Below are 23,411 nucleotides of genomic sequence, written 5' to 3'. Positions count from 1 at the left end.
ATGTTCTGTTCCCGGAGCGCAACACCATGTCCAGCGATCCCTTGCTGCAGCCCTACCAGATCAAACACCTGACCCTCAGAAACCGGATCATGACCACCTCCCATGAGCCGGCTTACCCAGTCGACGGCATGCCGAAAGACCTGTATCGGGCCTATCACGTCGAACGTGCCAAGGCCGGCGTGGCATTGACCATGACCGCCGGGTCCGCCGCGGTATCGCGGGACAGCCCGCCGGTGTTCAACAACGTGCTGGCGTACAAGGACGAAGTGGTCAAATGGATGAAGGACCTGACCGACGAGTGCCACGAGCATGGCGCGGCGGTGATGATTCAACTGACCCACCTGGGGCGGCGCACACGCTGGGACAAGGCCGACTGGCTGCCGGTGGTCTCGCCCTCGCATCGCCGCGAGGCCTCGCACCGGGCCTTCCCGAAAAAGCTGGAAGACTGGGACATCGATCGCATCATCAAGGACTACGTCGACGCCGCCGAGCGCATGAAGGCGGCCGGACTCGATGGCTTGGAATTGCAGGCCTACGGTCATCTCATGGACCAGTTCTGGTCGCCCCTGACCAACGACCTCGATGGCCCCTACGGCGGTTCGTTGGAGAACCGCTTGCGCTTTACCTTCGATATCCTGCGCGGCATCCGCCAACGCTGCGGCGAAGACTTCCTGCTGGGGATTCGCTACACCGGCGATGAAGACCTGCCCGGCGGTTTCGGGGCCAGCGACGGTCTGCGGATCTCCCATATGCTCAAGGACAGCGGCCTGGTCGACTTCCTCAACGTCGTTCGCGGGCACATCGACACCGACGCCGGCCTCACCGATGTGATCCCGATCCAGGGCATGCGCAATTCCCCGCACCTGGACTTTGCCGGCGAGATCCGCTCGGCCACCGGTTTCCCGACCTTCCACGCCGCCAAGATTCCCGACGTCGCCACGGCACGACACGCCATCGCCTCCGGCAAGGTGGACATGATCGGCATGACCCGCGCGCACATGACCGATCCGCACATCGTGCGCAAGATCATTGAAAAACGCGAAGAGGACATCCGCCCCTGCGTGGGCGCGAACTACTGCCTGGACCGCATCTACCAGGGGGGCGCGGCGTATTGCATCCACAACGCCGCCACCGGGCGCGAAACCACCATGCCCCATGAGATTTCCAAGGCGCCGCTCAAGCGCAAGGTGGTGGTGATCGGCACCGGCCCGGCAGGCCTGGAAGCGGCACGGGTGGCCGGTGAACGCGGGCATGCCGTCACGGTATTCGAGGTGGCGGACCAACCCGGCGGGCAGGTCCGCCTGACGGCCCTCAGCGAACGCCGCCGCGAGATGATCAGCATCATCGAATGGCGCATGGCGCAATGCGAACGCTTGGGCGTCACGTTCCACTTCAACACTTGGGCCGAGGCCGAGACGGTATTGGCCGAGGAACCGGACGTGGTGATCGTCGCCACCGGCGGCCTGCCCCACACCGAGGTGCTCAAGCACGGCAATGAACTGGTGGTGTCGACCTGGGACATCATTTGCGGCGACGTCAAACCCGGCAGGAACGTGCTGATCTTCGACGACGCGGGCGACCACGCCGCGCTGCAGGCGGCCGAAGTCATCGCCAGCAGCGGCGCGAAACTGGAGATCGTCACACCGGACCGCTCATTCGCCCCGGAAGTGATGGCGATGAACCTGGTGCCCTACATGCGCAGCCTGCAAGACCTGAACGTCACCTTTACCGTCACCTACCGGGTCGACACCGTCGAGCAACGCGACGGGCAACTGGTGGCCACCTTCGGCAGCGATTATGGCCAGGTACACAAGCAGCGCGTGGTCGATCAGGTGGTGATCAACCACGGCACCCTTCCCCTCGATGATCTGTACTTCGAATTGCGCCCTTACTCGCGCAACAACGGTGCGGTCGAGCAGCAGGATCTGATCGCCGGCAAGCCCCAGAACATCGTGACCCACCCGGAAGGCCGCTTCCAACTGTTCCGCATCGGCGATGCCGTGTCGGCACGCAATACCCACGCGGCCATCTACGATGCACTGCGCTTGCTCAAGGACATTTGAGGTCCTGCCCCCCTGTGGCGAGGGCTCTTGCCACAGGGGTTATCCGTCTCAGCCGTGAAGCCCTTTGCGAGCCACCGCCGCCCCGGCCTGCAAGGCCTGGCCGAGGTGTTCTTCGAAGCGGCTGTCGACCATTGACTGCAACGCCGCGGCCGTGACGCCCCGATAGGCCACCAAGGCCTCGATCATTTGCTGCGCGTCATGGGTTTGCAGCAGTTGGCTGCTGTTGACCACCACGTTCCTGGCGGCCAATTGCGCGATATCGGCAGGCAGGCCGGCGGCCATTGCCTGGTTGGCCAGCGCGATCATCAGCAAGGCCGGAAAAGCCGGGCCAGTGCCCGACAGCGCAGACAGGTAGTCGATGAACCCCTCCTCCCGGACCTCTGCCGCCGTGCCCACGGATTCGAACAGTTGCTGCACCAGCTCTCGCGTCGCGGTGTCCACCGCCCCCGAACAGAACCAGGGCGTAAAGGATTGCCGGATTTCCACCGCCGCGTTGGGCATCGCCCGCACCACCGCCGAAGCCGAGGTCTGCGTGGCAATCGCCTGCGCGGTGATCCCGGCCATCAACGAAATGACGACCTTGCCTGTCGCATCGATGTCCAGGCTGGCGAAATGCTCGGGTCGCACGGCAATGATCACCACATCGCTGCGCGCCACCAAGGCCTGGTTGTCCGTGACCAGGCACACACCTTGCCCGGCCAGCGGATGACTGCCCGAACGGTTGGAGAGCACCAGGTTAGCGGCCGGCAGCCCCGCAGTGGCCAGCAACGCGTGGGCGATTGCCCCGCCCAGCCAGCCGGTTCCGCCGATGATGCCCAGGGTCTTACTGATCATCACCCGCCCCTTCCTCGAACGTCTCGGCCAAGGGCACGAAGACCCCCGGTTCTTTTTCGGCGTAGCCGAACTTCCCATAGAAACGATCCAGCTCGCGCTGCTTGGGCACCTTGCCGGTGAAGATGCTCACGTAATGCGGAATACGCTCGAAACGCGTGGTGATCAGCTCACGGGTGTTCATGCTGATGTAGCCGATCTGGGTCAGGTAGATCGTCCGGGCCCGGGTGTCGGCCCCCTGGCTGTCGTAGCCAAAACGCTTGAACATGCTCGCCAGCGCATTCATCCGCTGTTCATCCACGGTAGCGACTTCCTGGGCCACCTCCGCCGACTGCAGCGCCCAACTGCGCACCGCGAACTCGAATTGGGAGTCGAACAGTTGCGGGTTGAGCCAGCACTCGAACACGTTCAGGATCGCTTCGGAAATGCTCTCGGCATAACTTTCGGTCTGGCGGATCAGTCCGCCGGTGTTGGTCTCCCGCCAGCGAGAGAGCAAGGCTGCCAGCAACTGTTCGCGATCCTCGAAAAACCAGTAGAAGCTGGTCCGCGACAGACCCAGGCGCTTGGCGAGCGGCATGACCCTGACAGCGTCGATGCCCGATTCCTTCAAGGCGTCGTAGGCGGCCTCCAGCCAACCTTCCGGCGACCCGCGCCAACCGCTGTCCTGGGCCTTGCCACGCGCCTTCCCTAACTGGGACATCTCGCTTCACCTTCTTCAAAAAACCTGAACCGAATGTACCCTGCCGACCGAAAAATGTACATCTGAGTACATTTCATTGACCAAACAGTTGAGAGCAGGCAGGCTTGATCCGGTTCGTGTTCTTCGGTGCAAACCCCGCCCATGAACGCCCACAAGCCCCGCAGCGGAATGTGCCCATGCAACCCAGCGAGATGGATAAAAAGGTCAAGGGCTATCGACGGTTGATCCCGTCCATGACCGCCCTGTTGGAGTTCGAAGCCGTGGCGCGGCTTGCCAGTTTTACCCTCGCGGCCCAGGAACTGGGTGTGACCCAGGCGGCCGTCAGCAAGCAGATCCGCCTGCTGGAAGATACGCTGGGCACCAAGCTGTTCCATCGCCTGCACCGCGCGATCAAGCTGACACACGAAGGCTATCTGCTGCATTCGGTCGTGGCCGAATCCATTCACCGCATGGCCAGCGTATTCGACAAGATTGCCGAGGGCATCGGCGAACAGGAGATCACCCTGGCCTGCACCGGGGCGTTTTCCCACATGAGGATCCTGCCTCGGTTGATGTCGCTGCGTACGCTGCAACCGCAATTGAAACTGCGCTTGATCACGCCGTTGCTTTCGACGGGCGCCTACCGGGATGACGCGGACCTGGCCATCCGCTTCGGCAACGGCAAATGGGATGACGGCCGCTCGATCTTCCTGTTCGACGAAGAGGTATTTCCCGTGTGCTCGCCCGCCTGGCTGGCGGCCCACCCGGCGCCAACGTCGATCGATGATTTCCTGGACGTGGCCCTGATCGACTCCGACGCCACCCTCGAAGGCTGGATGACCTGGAACGGCTGGTGCCGGGAACTCGGGGACATGCATCCCAAGCTGAATTATTCACTGCGGTGCAGCGCCTACAACGACGCGATCCAGGCCGCTCTCCAGGGGTACGGCATCGCGCTGGGCTGGGGCCGACTGATTGCGCACCTGCTCAACAGTGGCGAACTGGTCAGGATCACCCCCTACGTGGTCAAGCCCAAGGACGCCTACTACGTGGTCGTGCCCACCGGTCGAGAACCGGGCGCGATCACTTCCACGTTAGTTGATTGGTTACAGGACGACAGCCACCTGAAACATTGATCGACCGTAATACTTTGCTGGCATAACTGCGGGTTATGCCAAGGTGAAAATAAAGCGCGTTGACGGAAAAATACCCCGTTTCGATACTGTACTGGCCGCCCACTTAGCGACTTTTATTAGTTCGAGCGAGATCCCTCAATGACCCTCAGCGCCGTGAAAACCCACCGTGAACTTCTGACTGATCGCGCAACCGGGCACGGCCTGCCCGGCGGCCTGTTCGGTCGACAGGATGTCTTCGAAAATGACGTGGATATCTTCTTTACCCAGCATTGGATACTGGTCGGTGTGACCAGCGACATTGCCGAGCCCGGGGATGTCTCCACCCTCGACATCGGCAAGTCTTCGATCCTCCTGATACGCGACGATGACGAGCAGGTGCAGGCGTTTCGCAATGTCTGCCGGCATCGCGGGGCGCGCTTGAAGCCGGCGGGCAAATCCACCGTGGGCCTGTTGGTCTGCCCTTATCATCAGTGGACTTATGACCTGGACGGCAGTTTGAAACATGCCGCGCACATGGGCCAGAACTTCGACCCTACCTGCAAGCGCCTGATACCGGTTCACACCAAAGTAGTCGGCACGCATATATTCGTTTGCCTGGCTGACGAAGCGCCGGAAGATATCAGTTACCTTGACCACGTCATGTCACCGCGCTTTGCCCAATACGAACTTACTTATTCAAAGATTGCCCATGAATCGGAAATTATCGAGAACGGCAATTGGAAGTTGGTCATCGAGAATAACCGTGAGTGTTATCACTGCGCCGGTACTCATCCCGAACTGACAGCGTCGTTCCTGCCGGAAGATTTCGGCTTCTGCACCGACGGGCTCAGCGAGGACTCGCTTCAGGCGCTCGACGAATACCACCGTCGCAATGCCGACACCAAGCGCAACTGGGAGAACGAGGGCTACCTCTGCGACGCCGTCGAACACCTGGGCGAGGACGTGGTCACTCAATTCCGCTCCCAGCGCCTGGTCATCGCCGGCCATGGCGAATCCCAGACCCTCGATACCCGAGTGGCCTGCACGCGCCTGTTCGGCCACCTCACCCGCCGTGACCTGGGAGACATGCACCTGTGGACGCACAACTCATGGACGCACGTCATGAGCGACCACGCCGTGATCTCCTACATCATCCCCCTGGCACCGGACAAAACCCTGGTGCGGACCAAGTGGCTGGTCCACGCGGACGCCATCGAGGGCGTGGACTACCAGTTGGATAAACTGACCGAAGTCTGGGCCGCGACCAACCTCCAGGACGCCAGCCTCGTGGGCATCACCCACAGCGGCACCCAGGACCCGGCCTACGCACCGGGACCGTTCTCGGCCTTCACCGAATCCTATGTCGATCAGTTCTCGCGCTGGTACTCGGCGCGCCTGGCCGCCCATGGCGTGTGAGCAATGGACATGACAACTTACGAAAACCTTGCCCCCCTTGAGCCTACCGACGCTGCCAGACGCTTTACCGACCCACAGACATGGGGCACGTTTGGCGCGCAATGGAACAGCGGCGAACAGAAAACCCTGGTGTGCTGCGCCGTGTACCCGGAAACCCATGACGTGAAGACGTTCGTGTTTCGCTGCGCGGACTTCAGCGCGCTGAGTTTCGAAGCGGGCCAATTCATCACGCTATCACCGGTCATCGCCGGCCAGCCCATCGCCCGCTGCTACACCGTGTCGTCGTCCCCCACTCGCCCGTTCGCGTTCGCCATCACCGTCAAGCGGGTGCCGGGCGGGCTCGTGTCGAACTGGCTGCACGACCGCCTCCAGCCCGGGGACTGCCTGCGCGCGTCCGGCCCGGCGGGGAGCTTTACCCCGGTCGGCATTCCGGCGAAGAAATGGCTCTACCTGTCGGCGGGCTCCGGCGTGACGCCCCTGATGTCGATGACCCGCACAGCCTTCGACATGGCCAGCGACCTGGACATCGTCTTCGTGCACAGCGCCCGTACGCCGACCGACATCATCTTCCACGACGAACTCCAGGGCATGCAGGCGCGCATGGCCGGCCTGCGCGTGCTGCACGTCTGCGAAAGCCCGGGCACCACCGTCGACTGGCAACACCCCATCGGCCGGCTGGATTTGCCTTTGCTCAGCCAACACGTCCCGGACTTCAGGGAGCGCGAAGTGTTCACCTGCGGCCCTCAAGGCTACATGGAGGCCGTCAAATCGCTGCTCAAGGACGCGCGGTTCGATTTCGCCCACTACCACCAGGAAAGCTTCGACATCACGGTGCTGAACGCAGAGCCGGTGATCGAACAAGCGCCTTCGCTGGATCAGGCGAGCCTGTTCACGGTGACCCTGTCCCGCTCGGGAAAGACCTTCACCATGACCGGCACCCAGACCGTGCTGAGTGCCGCCAAGAAAGCCGGCGCCATCGTGCCCTCCTCCTGCAGCCAGGGCGTGTGCGGCACCTGCAAGACGGCGCTGCTCGAAGGCACGGTGGACATGAACCACAACGGCGGGATCCGCCAACGGGAAATCGACAAGGGCCTGCGCCTGCTGTGCTGCAGCAAGCCGACGTCGGACCTGGTGATCGATCTCTGACAAGCTCTTCTGGAGCCCCTGACGAGTCCTTTGCGTGGTGGACGGTGCGGTATTGATCAGCGAAGGCATGGGCTTGACGGGACGGCCGTTACCGGCGCCGGGGGGGCGGATTGTGCCGTTGGGTGGGAGGGTGCGGCGGGTGGTGATTTGAGAGGACTGAGGGGATGTAGGCACGCGCCCGACCTGTTTTGGGTTGGGCTGGATGCGGGAAACACACCGTGTGAGGACGGGGTCGCTTTGCGCAGGTTTTACGCAGGCACAAAAAAGCCGATCTAGCTGATCGGCTTAAGTGTCTGATGTTACTCAGGAATAATGGTCGGGACGGAGTGATTCGAACACTCGACCCCTAGCACCCCATGCTAGTGCGCTACCGGACTGCGCTACGCCCCGACTAGGCGTGAATCTTGTTTCGCTTCTCAGCGGAACGCTCAGGAATATATCGCAAGCTTTTGAAAACTGGAAGTATTTAAAAGCAGAAATTTTATTTCTTGAGCACCACCAGCACATCTTCAAGCTCGGCGATCATCTGGCGGATCATTTGTTTGTACTGGGTGGTGTCGTCTTTGGCCTCGTCACCCGACAAGCGCAGGCGTGCGCCGCCGATGGTGAAGCCCTGGTCATAGAGCAGCGCGCGGATCTGCCGGATCATCAGCACGTCCTGTCGCTGATAGTACCGGCGGTTTCCGCGGCGCTTGACCGGGTTGAGCTGAGGAAACTCCTGCTCCCAATAGCGCAGCACGTGCGGTTTTACCGCACACAGCTCGCTGACTTCACCGATGGTGAAGTAGCGTTTGCCTGGGATGACGGGTAGCTCGTCGTTATGACTTGGTTCCAGCATAAGCCTCAACTCGGGCCTTCAACTTCTGCCCTGGACGAAAGGTGACCACACGGCGAGCCGTGATCGGGATTTCTTCTCCCGTTTTTGGATTGCGGCCAGGCCGCTGGCGTTTGTCCCGCAGGTCAAAATTGCCGAAACCGGACAACTTGACCTGTTCGTTGTCTTCCAGAGCGTGCCTGATTTCTTCGAAAAACAGTTCAACCAGTTCTTTGGCTTCCCGTTTATTCAGGCCCAGCTCCTCATACAGACGTTCCGCCATCTCAGCTTTCGTCAGAGCCCCCATACGTCACTTCCTTAACGTGGCGTTCAACCTGGTTTCGAGCGAGGTGAGGATGTTTTGCGTTGCGGTATTCACCTCATCGTCGTTAAGAGTGCGCGATGGATGCTGCCAGGTCAAGCCGACTGCAAGGCTTTTTCTATGCGGATCAATGCCTTTACCCTGATACACGTCAAATAGCCTGAGGTCCGTCAGCCACTCGCCTGCATTTTCACGAATTACGTCCAATACAGCACTGGCCGCCACTTCGCGATCAGCCAGCAAGGCCAGGTCACGACGTACTTCAGGAAAGCGCGATAACTCCTGGAATTTCGGCATTTTCCCCAGTGCGACTTCGGCCAGGATCAGCTCGAAGACGAACACCGGCCGATCGAGGCCCAGGGTTTTCGACAGTTCAGGGTGAATGGCGCCGACATAACCGACTTCACGCCCATCCCGCTCGATGCGCGCAGTCTGCCCCGGGTGCAGGGCCGGATGCTTGCCCGGCACGAAAGTGAACGCGTCGAGCGCACCGGCGAAACCGAGGACCGCTTCCACGTCAGCCTTGACGTCGAAGAAGTCGACGCCGTCGCGACCTTGCGCCCAACCTTCCGGCAGGCGGCTGCCGCAGACGACACCGGCCAGCATCGGCTCCTGCTTCAAGCCGTCCAACTGACCGACAAAGCGCAGGCCGCTTTCGAACAGGCGCACGCGATCCTGTTGGCGGTTCAGGTTGTGCTGCAGCGACTTGACCAGACCCGGCCACAATGACGAGCGCATGGCCGCCATGTCGTTGGAGATCGGATTGGCCAGCAACAGCGGCTCGACGCCGGGACTGAACAGCTCGAATTGGCGCGGATCGATGAAGCTGTAGGTGATCGCTTCCTGGTACCCACGGGCCACCAGCAGGCGCCGCAGTTCCGGCAGGCCGCTACGGGCTTCAGCCTTGGCCTGCGGGGCCAGGCGGGCTTGCGGGTAGCGGACCGGCAGACGGTTGTAGCCGTACAGGCGGGCCAGCTCTTCGATCAGGTCGACTTCCAGGCTGATATCGAAGCGGTGGCTGGGCACCTCCACACGCCACTGCCCTGCTCCGTCGGCGCTGATGCCCAGGCCGAGGCCACTGAGCAGACGCTCGACTTCGCTGGCGTCCATGTCCATGCCCAGCATCTGGGAAATGCGCTGGGCACGCAGGGTGACCGGAGCGATCTTGGGCAGGTGCTGTTCGCTGACGGTTTCAATGATCGGGCCGGCTTCGCCGCCTGTGATCTCCAGCAGCAGGCCAGTGGCGCGCTCCATGGCTTCACGGGCCAGTTGCCAGTCCACGCCACGCTCGTAACGGTGCGAGGCATCGGTGTGCAGGCCGTAGGAACGCGCCTTGCCAGCGACCGCAATCTGGTCGAAGAACGCACTCTCAAGGAACACATCACGGGTCGTCGTGGAGACACCGCTGTGCTCGCCACCCATCACGCCGGCAATCGCCAGGGCGCGGGAATGGTCGGCAATCACCAGGGTATCGCTGCGCAGGGACACTTCCTGGCCATCCAGCAATACCAGTTTCTCGCCCTCTTCAGCCATGCGGACACGGATGCCGCCATTGATTTCGGCGAGATCGAACGCATGCAGCGGTTGACCCAGCTCCAGCATCACGTAGTTGGTGATGTCGACGGCGGCGTCGATGCTGCGCACGTCGGCGCGGCGCAGGCGCTCGACCATCCACAGCGGCGTCGGCTTGGACAGATCGACGTTACGGATCACACGACCCAGGTAACGCGGGCATGCCGAGGGAGCCAGCACTTCGACCGAACGCACTTCATCGTGCACAGCCGGCACGGGCGCGACCACCGGACGTGTCACCGCCGTGGCGTACAGCGCGCCGACTTCACGGGCCAGGCCGGCCAGGGACAGGCAGTCCCCACGGTTCGGCGTCAGGTCGACCTCGATGCTCGCATCGTCCAGGCTCAGGTATTCACGGATGTCCTGGCCGACCGGCGCATCGACTGCCAGCTCCATCAGGCCATCGTTGCCTTCGCCGATCTGCAGCTCGGCCTGGGAGCACAACATACCGTTGGACTCGACGCCGCGCAGCTTGGCTTTCTTGATCTTGAAGTCGCCCGGCAGCTCGGCACCGATCATGGCGAACGGGATCTTCAGGCCCGGGCGCACGTTTGGCGCGCCGCAGACGACCTGGAAGGTCTCCGCGCCATTGCTGACCTGGCAGACCCGCAGCTTGTCAGCGTCCGGATGCTGCTCGGTGCTCAGCACCTCGCCCACCACCACGCCGCTGAACGCGCCGGCAACCGGCGCTACGCTATCGACCTCAAGGCCGGCCATCGACAGGCGAGCAACCAGCTCGTCCCGGCTAACCTGCGGGCTTACCCAGCCGCGCAGCCATTGTTCACTGAATTTCATCCTGCTCTCCTAATAGATTCGTTACGGGCCCGCGACCTAGCGAAATTGCGCAAGGAACCGCAAGTCGTTGTCGAAGAACAGGCGCAAGTCATTCACACCGTAACGCAGCATGGCCAGACGCTCGACGCCCATGCCGAAAGCAAAACCCGAGAATTCTTCCGGATCGATCCCGGACATGCGCAGCACGTTCGGATGAACCATGCCGCAACCCATGACTTCCAGCCAGCCCGTCTGCTTGCAGACACGGCAGCCTTTGCCGCTGCACATCACGCATTCCATATCGACTTCGGCGGATGGCTCGGTGAACGGGAAGTACGAAGGGCGGAAACGTACCGCCAACTCTTTCTCGAAGAACACCCGCAGGAACTCTTCGATGGTGCCTTTGAGGTCGGCGAAATTGATGTCGCGATCCACCAGCAGGCCTTCGACCTGGTGGAACATCGGCGAGTGGGTGATATCGGAGTCGCTGCGATACACACGGCCCGGGCAGACGATGCGGATCGGCGGACGTTGCGACTCCATGGTGCGGACCTGTACCGGCGAGGTATGGGTGCGCAACAGCATGTTCGCATTGAAATAGAAGGTGTCATGCATCGACCGGGCCGGGTGGTGGCCTGGGATGTTGAGCGCTTCGAAGTTGTGGTAGTCGTCTTCGACCTCGGGGCCTTCGGCAATGCCGTAGCCGATATGGGTGAAGAACTGCTCGATGCGTTCCAGGGTCCGGGTTACCGGATGCAGGCCGCCGGAGGTCTGGCCACGGCCGGGCAGGGTCACGTCGATGGACTCGGCGGCGAGCTTGGCAGCCAGGTCGGCCTCCTCGAACAACGCCTTGCGCGCATTGAGGACTTCTGTGACACGTTCCTTGGCGACGTTGATCAGCGCACCGACTTGCGGACGCTCTTCGGCCGGCAGGTTCCCCAGGGTCTTCATCACCTGAGTCAACTCGCCCTTCTTACCAAGGTAGTGAACCCGGATTTGCTCCAGGGCATTGATATCTTCAGCGCTTTGCACAGCCTCTAGTGCTTGAGAGACCAGCGCATCCAGGTTTTCCATGTACAGACTCCAGATACAAAATAGGGGAAGAGCTTTAAGGCTCTTCCCCTATTTATGACGTTTAACACCCAGGCCCACAGAGGTGGACCCCGGTGACTGCCGGGGGTACTTAAGCCAAGGTGGCTTTAGCTTTCTCGACAATCGCAGCAAACGCCGCTTTTTCGTTCACTGCCAGATCAGCCAGAACCTTACGGTCGATCTCGATGGACGCCTTTTTCAGGCCAGCGATCAAACGGCTGTAGGACAGACCGTTGGTACGAGCACCAGCATTGATACGAGCGATCCACAGAGCGCGGAACTGACGTTTTTTCTGACGACGGTCACGGTAGGCGTATTGGCCTGCCTTGATTACGGCTTGCTTGGCAACACGGAATACGCGGGAACGCGCACCGTAGTAGCCTTTAGCAAGTTTCATAATTTTCTTGTGACGCTTACGGGCAATGACGCCACGCTTTACACGAGCCATGAGTTACTTCCTCTATTCTTGATCCAAAAATTAACGAAGGCGCAGCATGCGCTCGACTTTTGCCACGTCAGACGGATGCAGCAAGCTGCTACCGCGCAGTTGACGCTTACGCTTGGTCGACATTTTGGTCAGGATGTGGCTCTTGAAAGCGTGCTTGTGCTTGATACCGTTAGCAGTTTTCAGAAACCGCTTAGCAGCACCACTCTTGGTTTTCATCTTTGGCATGTTCGGATACTCCGCATTCAGTTGATAAACATAATCGCAAGGCCTGCCGTGCCCTGGTGATTACTTCTTCTTTTTCGGGGCGATGACCATGATCAGCTGGCGTCCTTCCATCTTAGGATGCTGTTCGACCGAACCGTACTCGAGCAGGTCTTGTTCAACCCGCTTGAGGAGTTCCATCCCCAGCTCCTGGTGGGCCATCTCACGGCCGCGGAATCGCAAGGATACCTTGGCCCTGTCCCCGTCACTCAGGAAACGTACCAGGTTGCGCAGTTTTACCTGGTAATCCCCTTCCTCCGTCCCTGGACGAAACTTGATTTCTTTTACCTGAATCTGCTTCTGGTTCTTCTTCGCCGCGGCAATCTGCTTCTTCTTCTCGAAGATCGACTTGCCGTAGTCCATCACCCGACATACCGGTGGGACTGCGTCTGCGGAAATTTCTACCAGATCAAGCTTGGCTTCTTCAGCAATTCGAAGCGCTTCATCAATCGAGACGATGCCAATCTGCTCGCCGTCAGCGCCAATTAACCGAACCTCGCGTGCCGAGATATTCTCGTTGATCGGGGCTTTCGGTGCAGCTCGTTTATCTTGTCTCATATCACGCTTAATAATAATTACTCCGAATCTGGGCGACCACGCCGGGAAACCGCTTGCGCGAGAAACTCGGCGAATTGGGCGACGGGCATCGAGCCCAGGTCAGCACCTTCACGAGTACGCACAGCGACAGTCTGCATCTCGACCTCCCGATCTCCGATAACCAAGAGAAAGGGAACCTTGAGCAAAGTATGCTCGCGGATTTTAAAGCCGATCTTTTCATTTCTCAAGTCAGACTTGGCACGAAATCCGCTTTGGTTGAGAGTTTTTTCGACCTCGGCGGCAAAATCTGCCTGTTTATCAGTGATATTCATGATCACTGCCTGGGTCGGCGCCAGCCACGCGGGGAACGCGCCCTCGTAGTGCTCGATCAGAATCCCGACGAAACGCTCGAAGGAACCGAGGATCGCGCGGTGAAGCATGACCGGGTGCTTGCGACTGTTGTCTTCGGACACGTATTCGGCGCCCAGACGGATCGGCAGGTTGAAATCGAGCTGCAAGGTACCACATTGCCACACGCGACCGAGGCAATCTTTCAGCGAGAATTCGATCTTCGGACCGTAGAAGGCCCCCTCGCCCGGCTGAAGCTCGTACGCAAGGCCCGCGCTGTCGAGGGCTGCGGCCAGTGCCGCCTCGGCGCGATCCCACAATTCGTCGGAGCCGACGCGTTTTTCCGGACGAGTGGACAGTTTCATCTCGACTTCGGTGAAGCCGAAGTCACGGTAGACGTCCATCGTCAGCTTGATGAACGCGGCGGATTCGGCCTGCATCTGCTCTTCGGTGCAGAAGATGTGCGCGTCGTCCTGGGTGAAGGCGCGCACGCGCATGATGCCGTGCAAGGCACCCGATGGCTCGTTGCGGTGGCAGGCACCGAACTCGGCCAGGCGCATCGGCAGCTCGCGGTAGCTTTTGAGCCCCTGGTTGAACACCTGCACGTGGCAAGGGCAGTTCATCGGCTTGATCGCGTAGTCGCGGTTTTCCGACTGGGTGGTGAACATGTTGTCGGCGTAGTTGGCCCAGTGCCCGGATTTTTCCCACAGGCTGCGGTCCACCACTTGCGGCGTCTTGATCTCCAGGTAGCCGTTTTCACGCTGGACCTGGCGCATGTACTGTTCGAGCACCTGGTACAGGGTCCAGCCGTTCGGGTGCCAGAACACCATGCCCGGCGACTCTTCCTGGGTGTGAAACAGGCCCAGGCGCTTGCCGATCTTGCGGTGGTCGCGTTTCTCGGCTTCCTCGATGCGCTGGATGTAGGCTGCCAGTTGCTTCTTGTCGGCCCAGGCCGTGCCATAGACGCGCTGCAATTGCTCGTTCTTGGCATCGCCACGCCAGTAGGCGCCGGACAGCTTGGTCAGCTTGAAGGATTTCAGGAAGCGGGTATTGGGCACGTGCGGGCCACGGCACATGTCGACGTATTCTTCGTGGTAGTACAGGCCCATGGCCTGCTCGTCCGGCATGTCTTCCACCAGACGCAGCTTATAGTCCTCGCCACGGGCCTTGAACACTTCGATGACTTCGGCGCGCGGGGTGACCTTCTTGATCACGTCGTAATCTTTCTCGATCAGCTGCTGCATGCGCTGTTCGATGGCGGCCATGTCTTCCGGCGTAAAGGGACGCTCGAAGGCGATGTCGTAATAGAAGCCTTCGTCGATGACCGGCCCGATGACCATCTTCGCGCTCGGGTACAGCTGCTTGACCGCATGACCGACCAGGTGCGCGCAAGAGTGGCGAATGATCTCCAGCCCCTCTTCATCCTTGGGCGTGATGATTTGCAGCGTAGCGTCGCTGTCGATGACGTCACTGGCGTCGACCAGCTTGCCGTTGACCTTGCCGGCCAGGGTGGCCTTGGCCAGGCCCGCACCGATGGATGCGGCGACCTCGGCTACGGAAACCGGGTGGTCGAATGAACGTTGACTGCCGTCGGGAAGAGTAATAGTTGGCATGGCGCCTCCTCTCCTAGTGGTGACCCCTACCAAAGGTCACGTGGGTTGGGATGAGCCAGTACAAGATCCAGTCCAGGCCATTCAATGACGAACGCCTGCCTTACAGCGGCAGGAGCCTTGCGGCCAACCGTGGAAACCGAACCAGAGTGACTGGGATTCAAATCAGGGTTAAATCGAACATTTGCCGCCACCGGGACCCGTGGTCATCCGGGGCCTTGAAAATACCCGAGCCCGGCATGCTAGCACAGATGAACGGTCATCGCCGCGCTCGAATCGCCGCCAGCGTAAATCCACGGTTTTTATGCCACAGTGCTGAACTGAAACGAGCCCAACGCCTCAGATAACAAGACATTGACCCAAAAGGAGCATCTTCGCATGCGTCTGAATACCTTGCTCGCAGCCGTCGCCCCCCTTGTCCTGCTGCTTCCGCTGTCCGCCCATGCCGACTGGCCCAAGGGCGAGCGCGACAAATACATGGCCCAGTGCACCCAAGCGGCTACACCACAGATCGGAGAAGCGGCGGCCAAATCCCATTGTGCGTGCGGCGCCGATGCGATCAAGTCCTACCCGGCCGCCGATATCCAGGCCCTGATGGACAACAAGGCACCCGAGGCCCTGCAACGCAAAGCCCTCGGTGAAATCGCCAAATGCAAGGCCCAGGCTCCGGCGAAAAAGTGAGCCAGGCAGGCTTTTGAGGTGACCCTGAATCGATAAAACCTGCCGAATCAGCCTTTTTTCCGACGATTAACGCAGGTTTTACAGCTTTTTTTATCGCCTTTACTTTCCGCTGACAGCCTTTAAAACCGGGGCTTCCAGCGTGTTCAGACGGTAAAGAAAACACGACTGATTGGCAAACAGCGCCTGCGGGGGGCTCCCAAATCGAACATTTCGACTATGATACCCAGGTGTGCCCAGTTGGCCTGAGCAGCACAGTACACTGAAAATATATGTTTCTTGGAGATACACCATGTCTAATCGCCAAACCGGCACCGTTAAATGGTTCAACGATGAAAAAGGCTTCGGCTTCATCACTCCTACAGGTGGCGGTGACGACCTGTTCGTACACTTCAAAGCTATCGAAAGCGACGGTTTCAAGAGCCTGAAAGAAGGCCAAACCGTTTCCTTCGTGGCTGAGAAAGGCCAAAAGGGTATGCAAGCTGCACAGGTTCGCGGAGAGTAATTTCTCGGCGCGCTAAAAAACCCCGTCCATGTGACGGGGTTTTTTATGGGCGGCGGTAAACCTTACGCTTAGCCGCAGTTGACTCGATTGACCACCAGCTTGGCATCGGTCGTGAGGTTCAGCCGATCGGAACGGTACTCGAGCGTCACCATGTCATTGGGCTTGAGGATGCGAGCGTTCTGCGCCCCGGCGCGCGTACGGGCCTGCTCCAGCAATTGCGGCGAGGCCTGCTTGCCAATGGCGAATTCAGCGCCCTTGGCGTCGCAGCGGCCATTACCGGCTTCGGTGGCCACTGGATCGGGGGTCGACTCGGATGTGCTGCTGCACCCGCTCAAGAGCGCAACGACCAGCACAGTACTCAATGACGCAAGCTTCCAAGGCATGAAGCCTCCTTTCTTGATAATAAACAGAGAACGTGCGACAGCCTAAACGGCGCTTTGGTTTCAACACCGGCCCTATCAGCCTGCCACCTGCGAAAAACCGGCAGTTTGCCTGAGGCCAACGCCTCGTTCAGCGCTCAATCGTGACTGAATATGAACGCCGCTCAGTAAACGTCGATGTAATCGAAGGGTGGATTCGGCCAGTTGTCTTTCAGCGCGTTATAGATCTGCATCACCCAGACCTCATCGCTGGCGGCGACCCGCCCCACGTAGCCGGAACCTTTCGCCCAGGTCTCGAGGCGGAACAGCAAGCCACCGATATCGGTGCCACCGACCACACCCGACGACAGGTAGGCGATGCCCTCCCGGGTCACACGCAGCTGGGTATGCTCATCATCGCTGGCTGAGGCTAGCAATTGGCGAACCGCCTCCAAGGTCAGGCCGCCTGGCGCGTTCAAATCGATCTGCACTGCAGCTCTCCCTGAAAGAATCAAAGGCCAAGTGTCGCACAGCCCTCCCCTGATGCCTAAGTCGCAGTGCCAAACCCCGGGCAAAAATGTTTAACTCAGCCCACAGCCCTCCAACGCGCGAGCATCACCATGAGCACCCTCAGCATCGAAGCCACCATCAAGGCCAAATGGTCGGAGGGCCACAGTTCCTATAGCCCGAGCAGCCCGGAAGAGCTGGCGATCATCGGCATAGAACTGTTGGTGAAGGAGTTGGGGACGGAAGTCGCCCGCGGCTTTATCCAGCAGGCATTCGAGCGCTATCCAAGCCTGATCGATGCGGTGGATTGAGGCGACATGAACAACCCGTGGGAGCCGAACGGGCCCCACAGGTCTGTTGCTTGGGACCGCTTACTTGAGCCGCGCCAGGCGCTCGGTCAGCAGGTCGAAAAAGCCCTGGGCATCACCGTTCTCGACCCAGAAGGCGTTCTTCGGCGCTTTCAGGCCATCGTACCAATCGACGATGGTCTGGCCGAACGTCGGGCCCTCGCGACTGTCGACCACGACATTGACCGAACGACCGGTGAACAGTTGTGGCTTGAGCAGGTAGGCAATCACCGTCGCATCATGCACCGGGCCGCCTGTCAGGCCGTAGTGTTCCATGTCGCCCTTGATGTATTCGTTGAGGATGTCGCCGACCAGTTTGCTGGCATTGTTGTTGACCGCCGCGATCTGCTTCAGGCGCGCTTCGCTGGTGAGCATCTTGTGGGTCACGTCCAGCGGCAGGTACGTCAGTTTCACCCCGCTCTTGGCCACCACTTCGGCCGCTTGGGGATCGGCGAACAGGTTGAACTCAGCCACCGGCGTGATGTTGCCGCCGTTGAAGTGCGCGCCGCCCATGATCACCACTTCCTTGATGCCCTGGACAATGTCGGGCTCTTGGACCAGCGCCAACGCCAGGTTGGTCTGCGGACCGAGCATGGCAATGGTGATGCTATGGGGTTTGGCGGCCTTGAGGGTGTCGATCAGGTAGTTGACGGCGTTGCCCTTGGCCAGGCCTTTCTTCGGCTCGTGCACGGTGACGCCCGACAGGCCTTCCTTGCCATGGATGTTCTCGGCGTAGATCGGCGTACGCATCAGCGGCTTCGGCGCCCCGGCATAGACCGGCACCTCTTCGCGCCCTGCCCATTCCCGCGCCAGGCGAGCGTTGCGCGAGGTCTTGTCCAGGCGCACATTGCCGGCGACGGTGGTCAGGGCGCGGATGTTCAGTTCCTCCGGCGAAGCCAGGGCGAACAACAGCGCCACCACGTCATCGGCGCCAGGATCGGTGTCGATGATCAAGTCGATTTTTTCCGCCGCGTGGGCGCTCGTAGCGGTGATCAGGGACAAAAGCAGCAGGCTCCGGAACAGGTGATGCATTTTCTGAGCATAGCGGTGCATGGCGCACTCCTTGTGCAAGGTTGAAAGAACACGACAACGACGGGTTAGAACGTGACCCCAGCGATCAGCACGATGTTGCAGTACGGAGAGCATTCTCCTGTGCGAATGATCGCCCGAGCCTGTCGGCTAAGAATCTTGAACTGCTCGTGGCTGACCATCGTCCGCGTGCCCAGCGCACCCTCGGCCTGCAGGGCATCCAGTGTCGTCAGGGCCGCGGGTTGCTTCTCGAGGATTTCTTCGGCCAGGACATGGCTTTCCACCTGCATCTCACTGAGCACCACTTTCAGGGTGCTGACAAAATCAGGAATGCCATGGGTCAACGCCAGGTCGATCAACTCGACGCCTGGCGGCACCGGCAGGCCGGCATCGCCGATCACCACTTTGTCGCCATGACCCAGCGAAGCGATCAGTCGCGACAGTGCCACATTCAACAACGGAGTCTTTTTCATGCCTTGAACGCCTGTACTTCCTGCAAGGTGGGGATAGAGGGCTGCGCGCCCGCGCGGGTGACCGACAGCGCGGCGGCAACCTGGCCGAAACGAATCGCCTCGACCTCGCTTTTGCCGCTCGCCAGGGCGGCGGCGAAACCACCGACAAAGGTATCGCCTGCCGCCGTGGTGTCCACTGCCTTGACCCGGGGCGCCGGGAAATGCTCGAAGCTGCTGCCGTTGGCGAACATCAGGCCCTGGGCCCCCAGGGTCACGATCACCTTGCCGGCGCCCGCACTCATCAACTGCGTCGCGGCGGCTTCGGCGGTGTCCAGGGAGTCCACCGCCAACCCGCTGAGGACCGCGGCTTCGCTTTCATTGGGGATGAGGTAATCGACGTAGCCGTACCAGTGCGCCGGCAACGCATGGGACGCCGGTGCCGGGTTGAGAATGACGATTTTGCCCAGTTCGCGGCCACGCTTGAGGGCGTGCCCCACGGTGGCGTCCGGCACTTCGAGCTGGCAGATGATCACATCGGCGCCTTGCAGCACCTCATCGACGCTGTCCAGCACGGCGGGAGTCAGCGCACCGTTGGCACCGGCCACGATCACGATCGCATTCTGGCTGTTGTCATCGACCACGATCAGGGCCACGCCACTGGAGCCTTCCACGACACCGACCGCCTGGCAATCGATCCCCTCGTCCAGCAGTGCTCCACGCAATTGCTGGCCGTAGGCATCGCTGCCCACGCACCCGACCATGGCCACCTGCGCGCCCAGGCGCGCGGCCGCCACCGCTTGGTTGGCGCCCTTGCCGCCGGGGATGGTGGAGAACGACTGGCCGATCAGCGTTTCACCGCCACGGGGCAGGCGCGGTGCCCGGGTGACCAGGTCCATGTTCAGGCTGCCTATTACCACTACTTTTGCTGGCATACATCAGTACTCATCAATTCGGTTCAGCGGTATTGGGCGAATGTGCCGGACAGCGGCGCAGTCGACTCTCGCAAGACAATGCTGGGCGTCACGATCCGCTGGTCAGTGGCGAGGCCCGGCGTCGCGATGCGGCGCAGCAGCACCTCGGCGGCCATTTCGCCCAGTTGCAGGATCGACTGCCCGACCGTGGTCAACGCCGGGTAGACGTAGCGGCTCATCTGGATGTCATCGAAACCGATCACCGACAATTCGCTGGGCACGCGCACGTTGCGCTCAGCGGCGGCGCGCAGCACGCCGATGCCGATCATGTCGTTGGCCGCGAAGATCGCGCTGGGCGGCTGCCGGTCAAGCAGTTCGGCGGCGGCACGGTAGCCACCGGTGCTGGTGAAATCGCTTTCAAGCATGTGTTCGACCGGCCGTTCGATCCCCGCCTCTTCCAGCGCCCGGCAGTAACCCGCCAGGCGCATCTGCGCCACACTGGTGTCGGCCGGCCCGCCGATGAAGGCGATGTCCCGGTGGCCCAGTTCCAGCAGGTGGCGGGTCGCCAGGTACGCGCCGAACTCATGATCGATGCGCACCAGGTCGGCGTCGATGCCGTCGAGCCCACGGTCGACGATCACCATGGGTGTACGCACCCCAGTTAAGCCTTCCACCAGGCCGACATCGCCGCCGGCCGAGGCGACGATCAGGCCGTCGATGCGTTTTTCCAGCAGCACCCGCAGGTAACTGCGCTGCTTGTCCGGGTTGTCGTCGGAATTGCACAGGATCACGCAGTAACCGTTGCGCTCACAGTAATCCTCGATGCCCCGGGCCAGCTCGGCGAAATAAGGGTTGAGGCTGTTGGGCACCAACAGGCCGATGGTTGCGGTGGTCTTGGCCTTGAGCGAACGGGCCACCGCGCTGGGCACATAGTCCAGGCGCTCGATGGCCGCCTCGACCTTGCGCCGCACCTCCTCACTGACCGGCCGCGTCTTGTTCACCACGTGGGACACGGTCGTGTAGGAGATCCCCGCGAGCGCCGCCACATCCTTGATCGTTGCCATGGTTCAGCCTCGCCGACTGGCGCGATGGCTGCGGTAGGTATCGAGCACGACCGCCACCACGATCACCGCACCGGTGATGATGCGCTTGGTCGGCTCGCTGGCGCCGATCTGCGCCAGGCCTGCCGCGAGCACCGAGATGATCAGCACGCCAAAGAAGGTGCTGATGACCGAGCCACGCCCGCCCATCAGACTGGTGCCGCCGATCACCACCGCCGCGATCACCTGCAATTCGAGCCCGGAACCGGCGTTCGGGTCTGCGGCTTCCAGGCGCGAAATCTGGAACAGCGCCGCAACACCCGCAAGCAGGCCCATGAGGCTGAACACCAGAATCTTGTAGGGCTTTGGATTGATGCCCGCCAGGCGCACGGCCTCTTCGTTGGTGCCGATGCCGATCAGGTAGCGACCGAACACCGTGCGGGTCAACACGGCCTGGGCAATGAAGATCACCAGCAAGGCGATGATGAACGAAGGGGAAATGCCGAAGGCAATCGGATTGGACAGCCAGGCGAAGGAATCGCCGATGTAGGCGGTTCGCGAGCCGGTCATCTGGTACGCCAGGCCCCGGGCCATTTCCAGCACGCCGAGGGAGACGATGAACGACGGGATCCGCCATGCCACGGTAATCGAGCCGGTGACCGTGCCCGCCAGCGCCGCCACGGCCATGCCGAGCAAGGCCGACGGCCAGACGCTCCAGCCCCAGCCGAGGACGGCCACGCTGACGGTCGAGGCCGCCAGCGCCAGCACCGACCCCACCGACAGGTCGATGCCGCCGATGATCAAAATGAACGTCATGCCGACCGCCAGCACCATGAGGTCGGGAATCTGGTTAGCCAGGGTACTGAAGGTGTCGTACGACAGGAAATGGCTGCTCAGGGTCGAGAACAGCGCGACCATCGCCAGCAACGCGCCGGCCAGGCCCAGGTAAGTGCCCAGGCCATAGAAGTTGCCACTCGATTTACCGACGGCGGATACGGTTTTCATGAGAGTTCCCTAGGCGCTGCCTCGTTGAGCAACGCATCACGTTTCTGGTAGCCGGCGAACGCGGCCGCCAGCAAGTCATCCTGGGTCCAGCTGTCGCGCTCGAAGGTGTCGATCAGGCGCCCGGCGGAGAGCACGCCGATCCGGTCGCAGATCAGCATCAGCTCGCGCAGGTCACTGGACACCACGACCAGCGCCTTGCCCTGGCGAGTCAGTTCACCGAGCAACGCATAAATGTCGAACTTGGCACCCACGTCGATGCCACGGGTTGGCTCGTCGAACAGCAGCACCGAACAGTCGCGTTCGAGCCAGCGGCCGATCACCACCTTCTGTTGATTGCCGCCCGACAGCTCGGACACCAATTGCGTGGGGCTGGAACTGCGGATGCGCATGGCATCGATCTGCCGCTGCGCAAGGCCCAGCTCTGCATCGCCATTGACGACGCCGGCACTGGAAATCTCCGGCATGTTGCCCAGCGCGATGTTGGCGGCGATGGATTGAGTCAGCAGCAGGCCTTCGCCCTTGCGGTCTTCGGTGATCAGCGCGATACCGTGGGCCACCGCATCGGCCGGGGAGCGAATGCTCACCGCCTTGGCTGGCGAACCCAGCGCCACGCTGCCGCTGTCGGCGATATCGGCACCGAAGATCAACCGCAACAGCTCGGTACGCCCGGCCCCGATCAGGCCGGAGATGCCGAAGATCTCGCCGCTGCGCACTTCGAAGGACACATCGCGGACTTTGTCGGAACGGGTCAGGCCCTTGACCGTCAGTGCCGGCGCACCGATCTGGCGGGGGCCCAGGTCGATATGCTCGCCCAGCTCCCGGCCGACCATCAGGGTCACCAGTTGCTCACTGTTGTAGTTGGCCATCGGCTCGACGCAGACCAGGTTGCCGTCACGCAACACCGCGATGCGCTGGGCCACCCGTGCCAGTTCTTCGAGGCGATGGGAAATGTAGATGATCGACACGCCCCGAGCCTGCAGGCGGGTGATCTGTTCGAACAGCATCTCGACTTCCCGCGCCGTCAGCATGGCGGTCGGCTCATCGAGAATCAGCACACGGCAATCGCCGATCAGGTTGCGGGCGATCTCGACCATCTGCTGGTGGCCGATGCCCAACTCACCCACCGGCGTGTCCGGATCGATCGCATCAAGCCCCACTTGGGCCATGGCCTCGATGGCTGCCTTGCGCAATTGCTTGCGGCTGATCCAGCCACCGCAACTGGGCAAATTGTCGAGAAACAGGTTCTCCGCCACGGAAAGGGTCGGCAGCAGGTTGAGCTCCTGCATCACCATGCGTACGCCCAACTCTTCCGCCTGGGTACGGCTGCCGGGACGATAGTCCTGCCCCAGAAATTGCATCTGCCCGGTCGTCGGCGTCACCAGCCCGCCGATGATCTTGGACAAGGTGCTTTTGCCGGCGCCATTTTCACCGGTCAGCGCCAACACTTCCCCGCGCATCAACGTCAGGTCGATGCCGGTCAGTACTGGCTGGGCATAGGTTTTACCGATGCCGCTGACAGACAGGACAGCGTTCGGGTCAAAAACGGACAT

25 protein-coding genes and 1 tRNA gene are annotated in these 23,411 nt (G+C 61.2%); 7 read left to right on the top strand and 19 right to left on the bottom strand.

Annotated features, from left to right (window positions below; genetic code table 11):
- Nucleotides 1–26 precede the first annotated feature (26 nt).
- Nucleotides 27–2,063 (top strand): NADH:flavin oxidoreductase, encoded by a 2,037-nt coding sequence (locus tag V3H56_RS09775; RefSeq protein WP_123578761.1) that lies wholly within the window; start codon nucleotides 27–29, stop codon nucleotides 2,061–2,063.
- Between the two features lie 48 nt (nucleotides 2,064–2,111).
- Here V3H56_RS09775 and V3H56_RS09770 read toward each other — a convergent pair whose 3' ends face one another.
- Entirely contained in the window at nucleotides 2,112–2,897 is a 786-nt protein-coding gene (locus tag V3H56_RS09770) for a pyrroline-5-carboxylate reductase dimerization domain-containing protein (RefSeq protein WP_338474529.1), read from the bottom strand.
- The gene (locus V3H56_RS09765; RefSeq protein WP_042729775.1) at nucleotides 2,887–3,594 is read right to left on the bottom strand and encodes a TetR/AcrR family transcriptional regulator; all 708 of its coding nucleotides are present in this window, start codon (nucleotides 3,592–3,594) and stop codon (nucleotides 2,887–2,889) included. The genes V3H56_RS09770 and V3H56_RS09765 overlap by 11 nt, the downstream gene beginning before the upstream one ends.
- A 176-nt stretch (nucleotides 3,595–3,770) precedes the next feature.
- Between V3H56_RS09765 and V3H56_RS09760 the strand changes: the two genes are divergently transcribed.
- The 3 genes from V3H56_RS09760 to V3H56_RS09750 all read left to right on the top strand — a co-directional run bounded on the left by V3H56_RS09760 (nucleotide 3,771) and on the right by V3H56_RS09750 (nucleotide 7,250).
- Nucleotides 3,771–4,709, top strand: a complete 939-nt coding sequence (locus V3H56_RS09760; RefSeq protein ID WP_338474528.1) for a LysR substrate-binding domain-containing protein — start codon at nucleotides 3,771–3,773, stop codon at nucleotides 4,707–4,709.
- Between the two features lie 138 nt (nucleotides 4,710–4,847).
- The gene (locus V3H56_RS09755) at nucleotides 4,848–6,104 is read left to right on the top strand and encodes an aromatic ring-hydroxylating dioxygenase subunit alpha (protein ID WP_338474527.1); all 1,257 of its coding nucleotides are present in this window, start codon (nucleotides 4,848–4,850) and stop codon (nucleotides 6,102–6,104) included.
- 9 nt (nucleotides 6,105–6,113) lie between these two features.
- Nucleotides 6,114–7,250: a hybrid-cluster NAD(P)-dependent oxidoreductase gene (locus V3H56_RS09750; RefSeq protein WP_047739498.1), complete on the top strand. Its 1,137-nt coding sequence runs from the start codon at nucleotides 6,114–6,116 to the stop codon at nucleotides 7,248–7,250.
- Nucleotides 7,251–7,563: 313 nt separating this feature from the next.
- Here the strand turns inward: V3H56_RS09750 and V3H56_RS09745 are convergent.
- The 9 genes from V3H56_RS09745 to thrS form a co-directional block, all read right to left on the bottom strand.
- Nucleotides 7,564–7,640 (bottom strand) — tRNA-Pro (locus tag V3H56_RS09745).
- 91 nt (nucleotides 7,641–7,731) lie between these two features.
- Nucleotides 7,732–8,088, bottom strand: coding sequence for a MerR family transcriptional regulator (locus tag V3H56_RS09740; RefSeq protein WP_003179985.1), 357 nt, complete (start codon nucleotides 8,086–8,088; stop codon nucleotides 7,732–7,734).
- Nucleotides 8,069–8,371: an integration host factor subunit alpha gene (ihfA, locus tag V3H56_RS09735; RefSeq protein ID WP_002553164.1), complete on the bottom strand. Its 303-nt coding sequence runs from the start codon at nucleotides 8,369–8,371 to the stop codon at nucleotides 8,069–8,071. The genes V3H56_RS09740 and ihfA overlap by 20 nt, the downstream gene beginning before the upstream one ends.
- Before the next feature lie 3 nt (nucleotides 8,372–8,374).
- Nucleotides 8,375–10,753, bottom strand: a complete 2,379-nt coding sequence (pheT, locus tag V3H56_RS09730; protein ID WP_047737243.1) for a phenylalanine--tRNA ligase subunit beta — start codon at nucleotides 10,751–10,753, stop codon at nucleotides 8,375–8,377.
- A 36-nt stretch (nucleotides 10,754–10,789) separates the two neighbouring features.
- On the bottom strand, nucleotides 10,790–11,806 hold the full coding sequence (gene pheS, locus V3H56_RS09725) for a phenylalanine--tRNA ligase subunit alpha (RefSeq protein ID WP_042730072.1): 1,017 nt from the start codon (nucleotides 11,804–11,806) through the stop codon (nucleotides 10,790–10,792).
- 109 nt (nucleotides 11,807–11,915) lie between these two features.
- Nucleotides 11,916–12,272, bottom strand: coding sequence for a 50S ribosomal protein L20 (gene rplT, locus V3H56_RS09720; RefSeq protein WP_024779372.1), 357 nt, complete (start codon nucleotides 12,270–12,272; stop codon nucleotides 11,916–11,918).
- A 30-nt stretch (nucleotides 12,273–12,302) separates the two neighbouring features.
- A complete protein-coding gene (rpmI, locus tag V3H56_RS09715) occupies nucleotides 12,303–12,497 on the bottom strand; it encodes a 50S ribosomal protein L35 (RefSeq protein WP_002553160.1) in 195 nt (64 codons plus the stop codon).
- 60 nt (nucleotides 12,498–12,557) lie between these two features.
- Entirely contained in the window at nucleotides 12,558–13,109 is a 552-nt protein-coding gene (gene infC / locus V3H56_RS09710; protein ID WP_172679675.1) for a translation initiation factor IF-3, read from the bottom strand.
- Nucleotides 13,109–15,031 carry a threonine--tRNA ligase gene (gene thrS, locus V3H56_RS09705; protein WP_042730071.1) on the bottom strand — a complete coding sequence of 641 codons (1,923 nt, stop codon included), beginning with the start codon at nucleotides 15,029–15,031 and terminating at the stop codon, nucleotides 13,109–13,111. The genes infC and thrS overlap by 1 nt, the downstream gene beginning before the upstream one ends.
- A 375-nt stretch (nucleotides 15,032–15,406) precedes the next feature.
- On the opposite strand from thrS, the gene V3H56_RS09700 reads away from it, so the two are divergent.
- Nucleotides 15,407–15,709: a hypothetical protein gene (locus V3H56_RS09700; protein ID WP_042730070.1), complete on the top strand. Its 303-nt coding sequence runs from the start codon at nucleotides 15,407–15,409 to the stop codon at nucleotides 15,707–15,709.
- 289 nt (nucleotides 15,710–15,998) lie between these two features.
- Nucleotides 15,999–16,211 carry a cold-shock protein gene (locus tag V3H56_RS09695; protein ID WP_003192493.1) on the top strand — a complete coding sequence of 71 codons (213 nt, stop codon included), beginning with the start codon at nucleotides 15,999–16,001 and terminating at the stop codon, nucleotides 16,209–16,211.
- A 68-nt stretch (nucleotides 16,212–16,279) separates the two neighbouring features.
- Here V3H56_RS09695 and V3H56_RS09690 read toward each other — a convergent pair whose 3' ends face one another.
- Entirely contained in the window at nucleotides 16,280–16,594 is a 315-nt protein-coding gene (locus tag V3H56_RS09690; protein WP_053151197.1) for an I78 family peptidase inhibitor, read from the bottom strand.
- Between the two features lie 161 nt (nucleotides 16,595–16,755).
- Entirely contained in the window at nucleotides 16,756–17,061 is a 306-nt protein-coding gene (locus V3H56_RS09685; protein ID WP_047737251.1) for a hypothetical protein, read from the bottom strand.
- A 129-nt stretch (nucleotides 17,062–17,190) separates the two neighbouring features.
- On the opposite strand from V3H56_RS09685, the gene V3H56_RS09680 reads away from it, so the two are divergent.
- The gene (locus V3H56_RS09680; RefSeq protein ID WP_042730067.1) at nucleotides 17,191–17,388 is read left to right on the top strand and encodes a hypothetical protein; all 198 of its coding nucleotides are present in this window, start codon (nucleotides 17,191–17,193) and stop codon (nucleotides 17,386–17,388) included.
- Between the two features lie 60 nt (nucleotides 17,389–17,448).
- Here the strand turns inward: V3H56_RS09680 and V3H56_RS09675 are convergent, their stop codons facing one another.
- Genes V3H56_RS09675 through V3H56_RS09650 form a run of 6 tightly spaced genes read right to left on the bottom strand, consistent with a single transcriptional unit; the run spans nucleotide 17,449 to nucleotide 23,411 of the window.
- Nucleotides 17,449–18,477, bottom strand: coding sequence for a nucleoside hydrolase (locus tag V3H56_RS09675; protein WP_047737254.1), 1,029 nt, complete (start codon nucleotides 18,475–18,477; stop codon nucleotides 17,449–17,451).
- 44 nt (nucleotides 18,478–18,521) lie between these two features.
- Entirely contained in the window at nucleotides 18,522–18,926 is a 405-nt protein-coding gene (rbsD, locus tag V3H56_RS09670; RefSeq protein WP_042730065.1) for a D-ribose pyranase, read from the bottom strand.
- Nucleotides 18,923–19,837, bottom strand: a complete 915-nt coding sequence (gene rbsK / locus V3H56_RS09665; RefSeq protein WP_047737257.1) for a ribokinase — start codon at nucleotides 19,835–19,837, stop codon at nucleotides 18,923–18,925. Before rbsK ends, rbsD begins: the two co-directional genes overlap by 4 nt.
- A 23-nt stretch (nucleotides 19,838–19,860) precedes the next feature.
- Entirely contained in the window at nucleotides 19,861–20,880 is a 1,020-nt protein-coding gene (locus V3H56_RS09660) for a LacI family DNA-binding transcriptional regulator (RefSeq protein WP_042730063.1), read from the bottom strand.
- A gap of 3 nt (nucleotides 20,881–20,883) precedes the next feature.
- Entirely contained in the window at nucleotides 20,884–21,861 is a 978-nt protein-coding gene (locus tag V3H56_RS09655) for an ABC transporter permease (protein ID WP_047737261.1), read from the bottom strand.
- Complete coding sequence (locus V3H56_RS09650) at nucleotides 21,858–23,411, bottom strand: sugar ABC transporter ATP-binding protein (protein WP_123578675.1); 1,554 nt, start codon at nucleotides 23,409–23,411, stop codon at nucleotides 21,858–21,860. Before V3H56_RS09650 ends, V3H56_RS09655 begins: the two co-directional genes overlap by 4 nt.

Source organism: Pseudomonas sp. MS646 (genome assembly GCF_036693845.1).
GTDB classification, from domain to species: domain Bacteria; phylum Pseudomonadota; class Gammaproteobacteria; order Pseudomonadales; family Pseudomonadaceae; genus Aquipseudomonas; species Aquipseudomonas chlororaphis_E.
The sequence above is the reverse complement of the archived record's forward strand: the minus strand, read 5'-3'. Positions and strand labels throughout refer to the sequence as shown.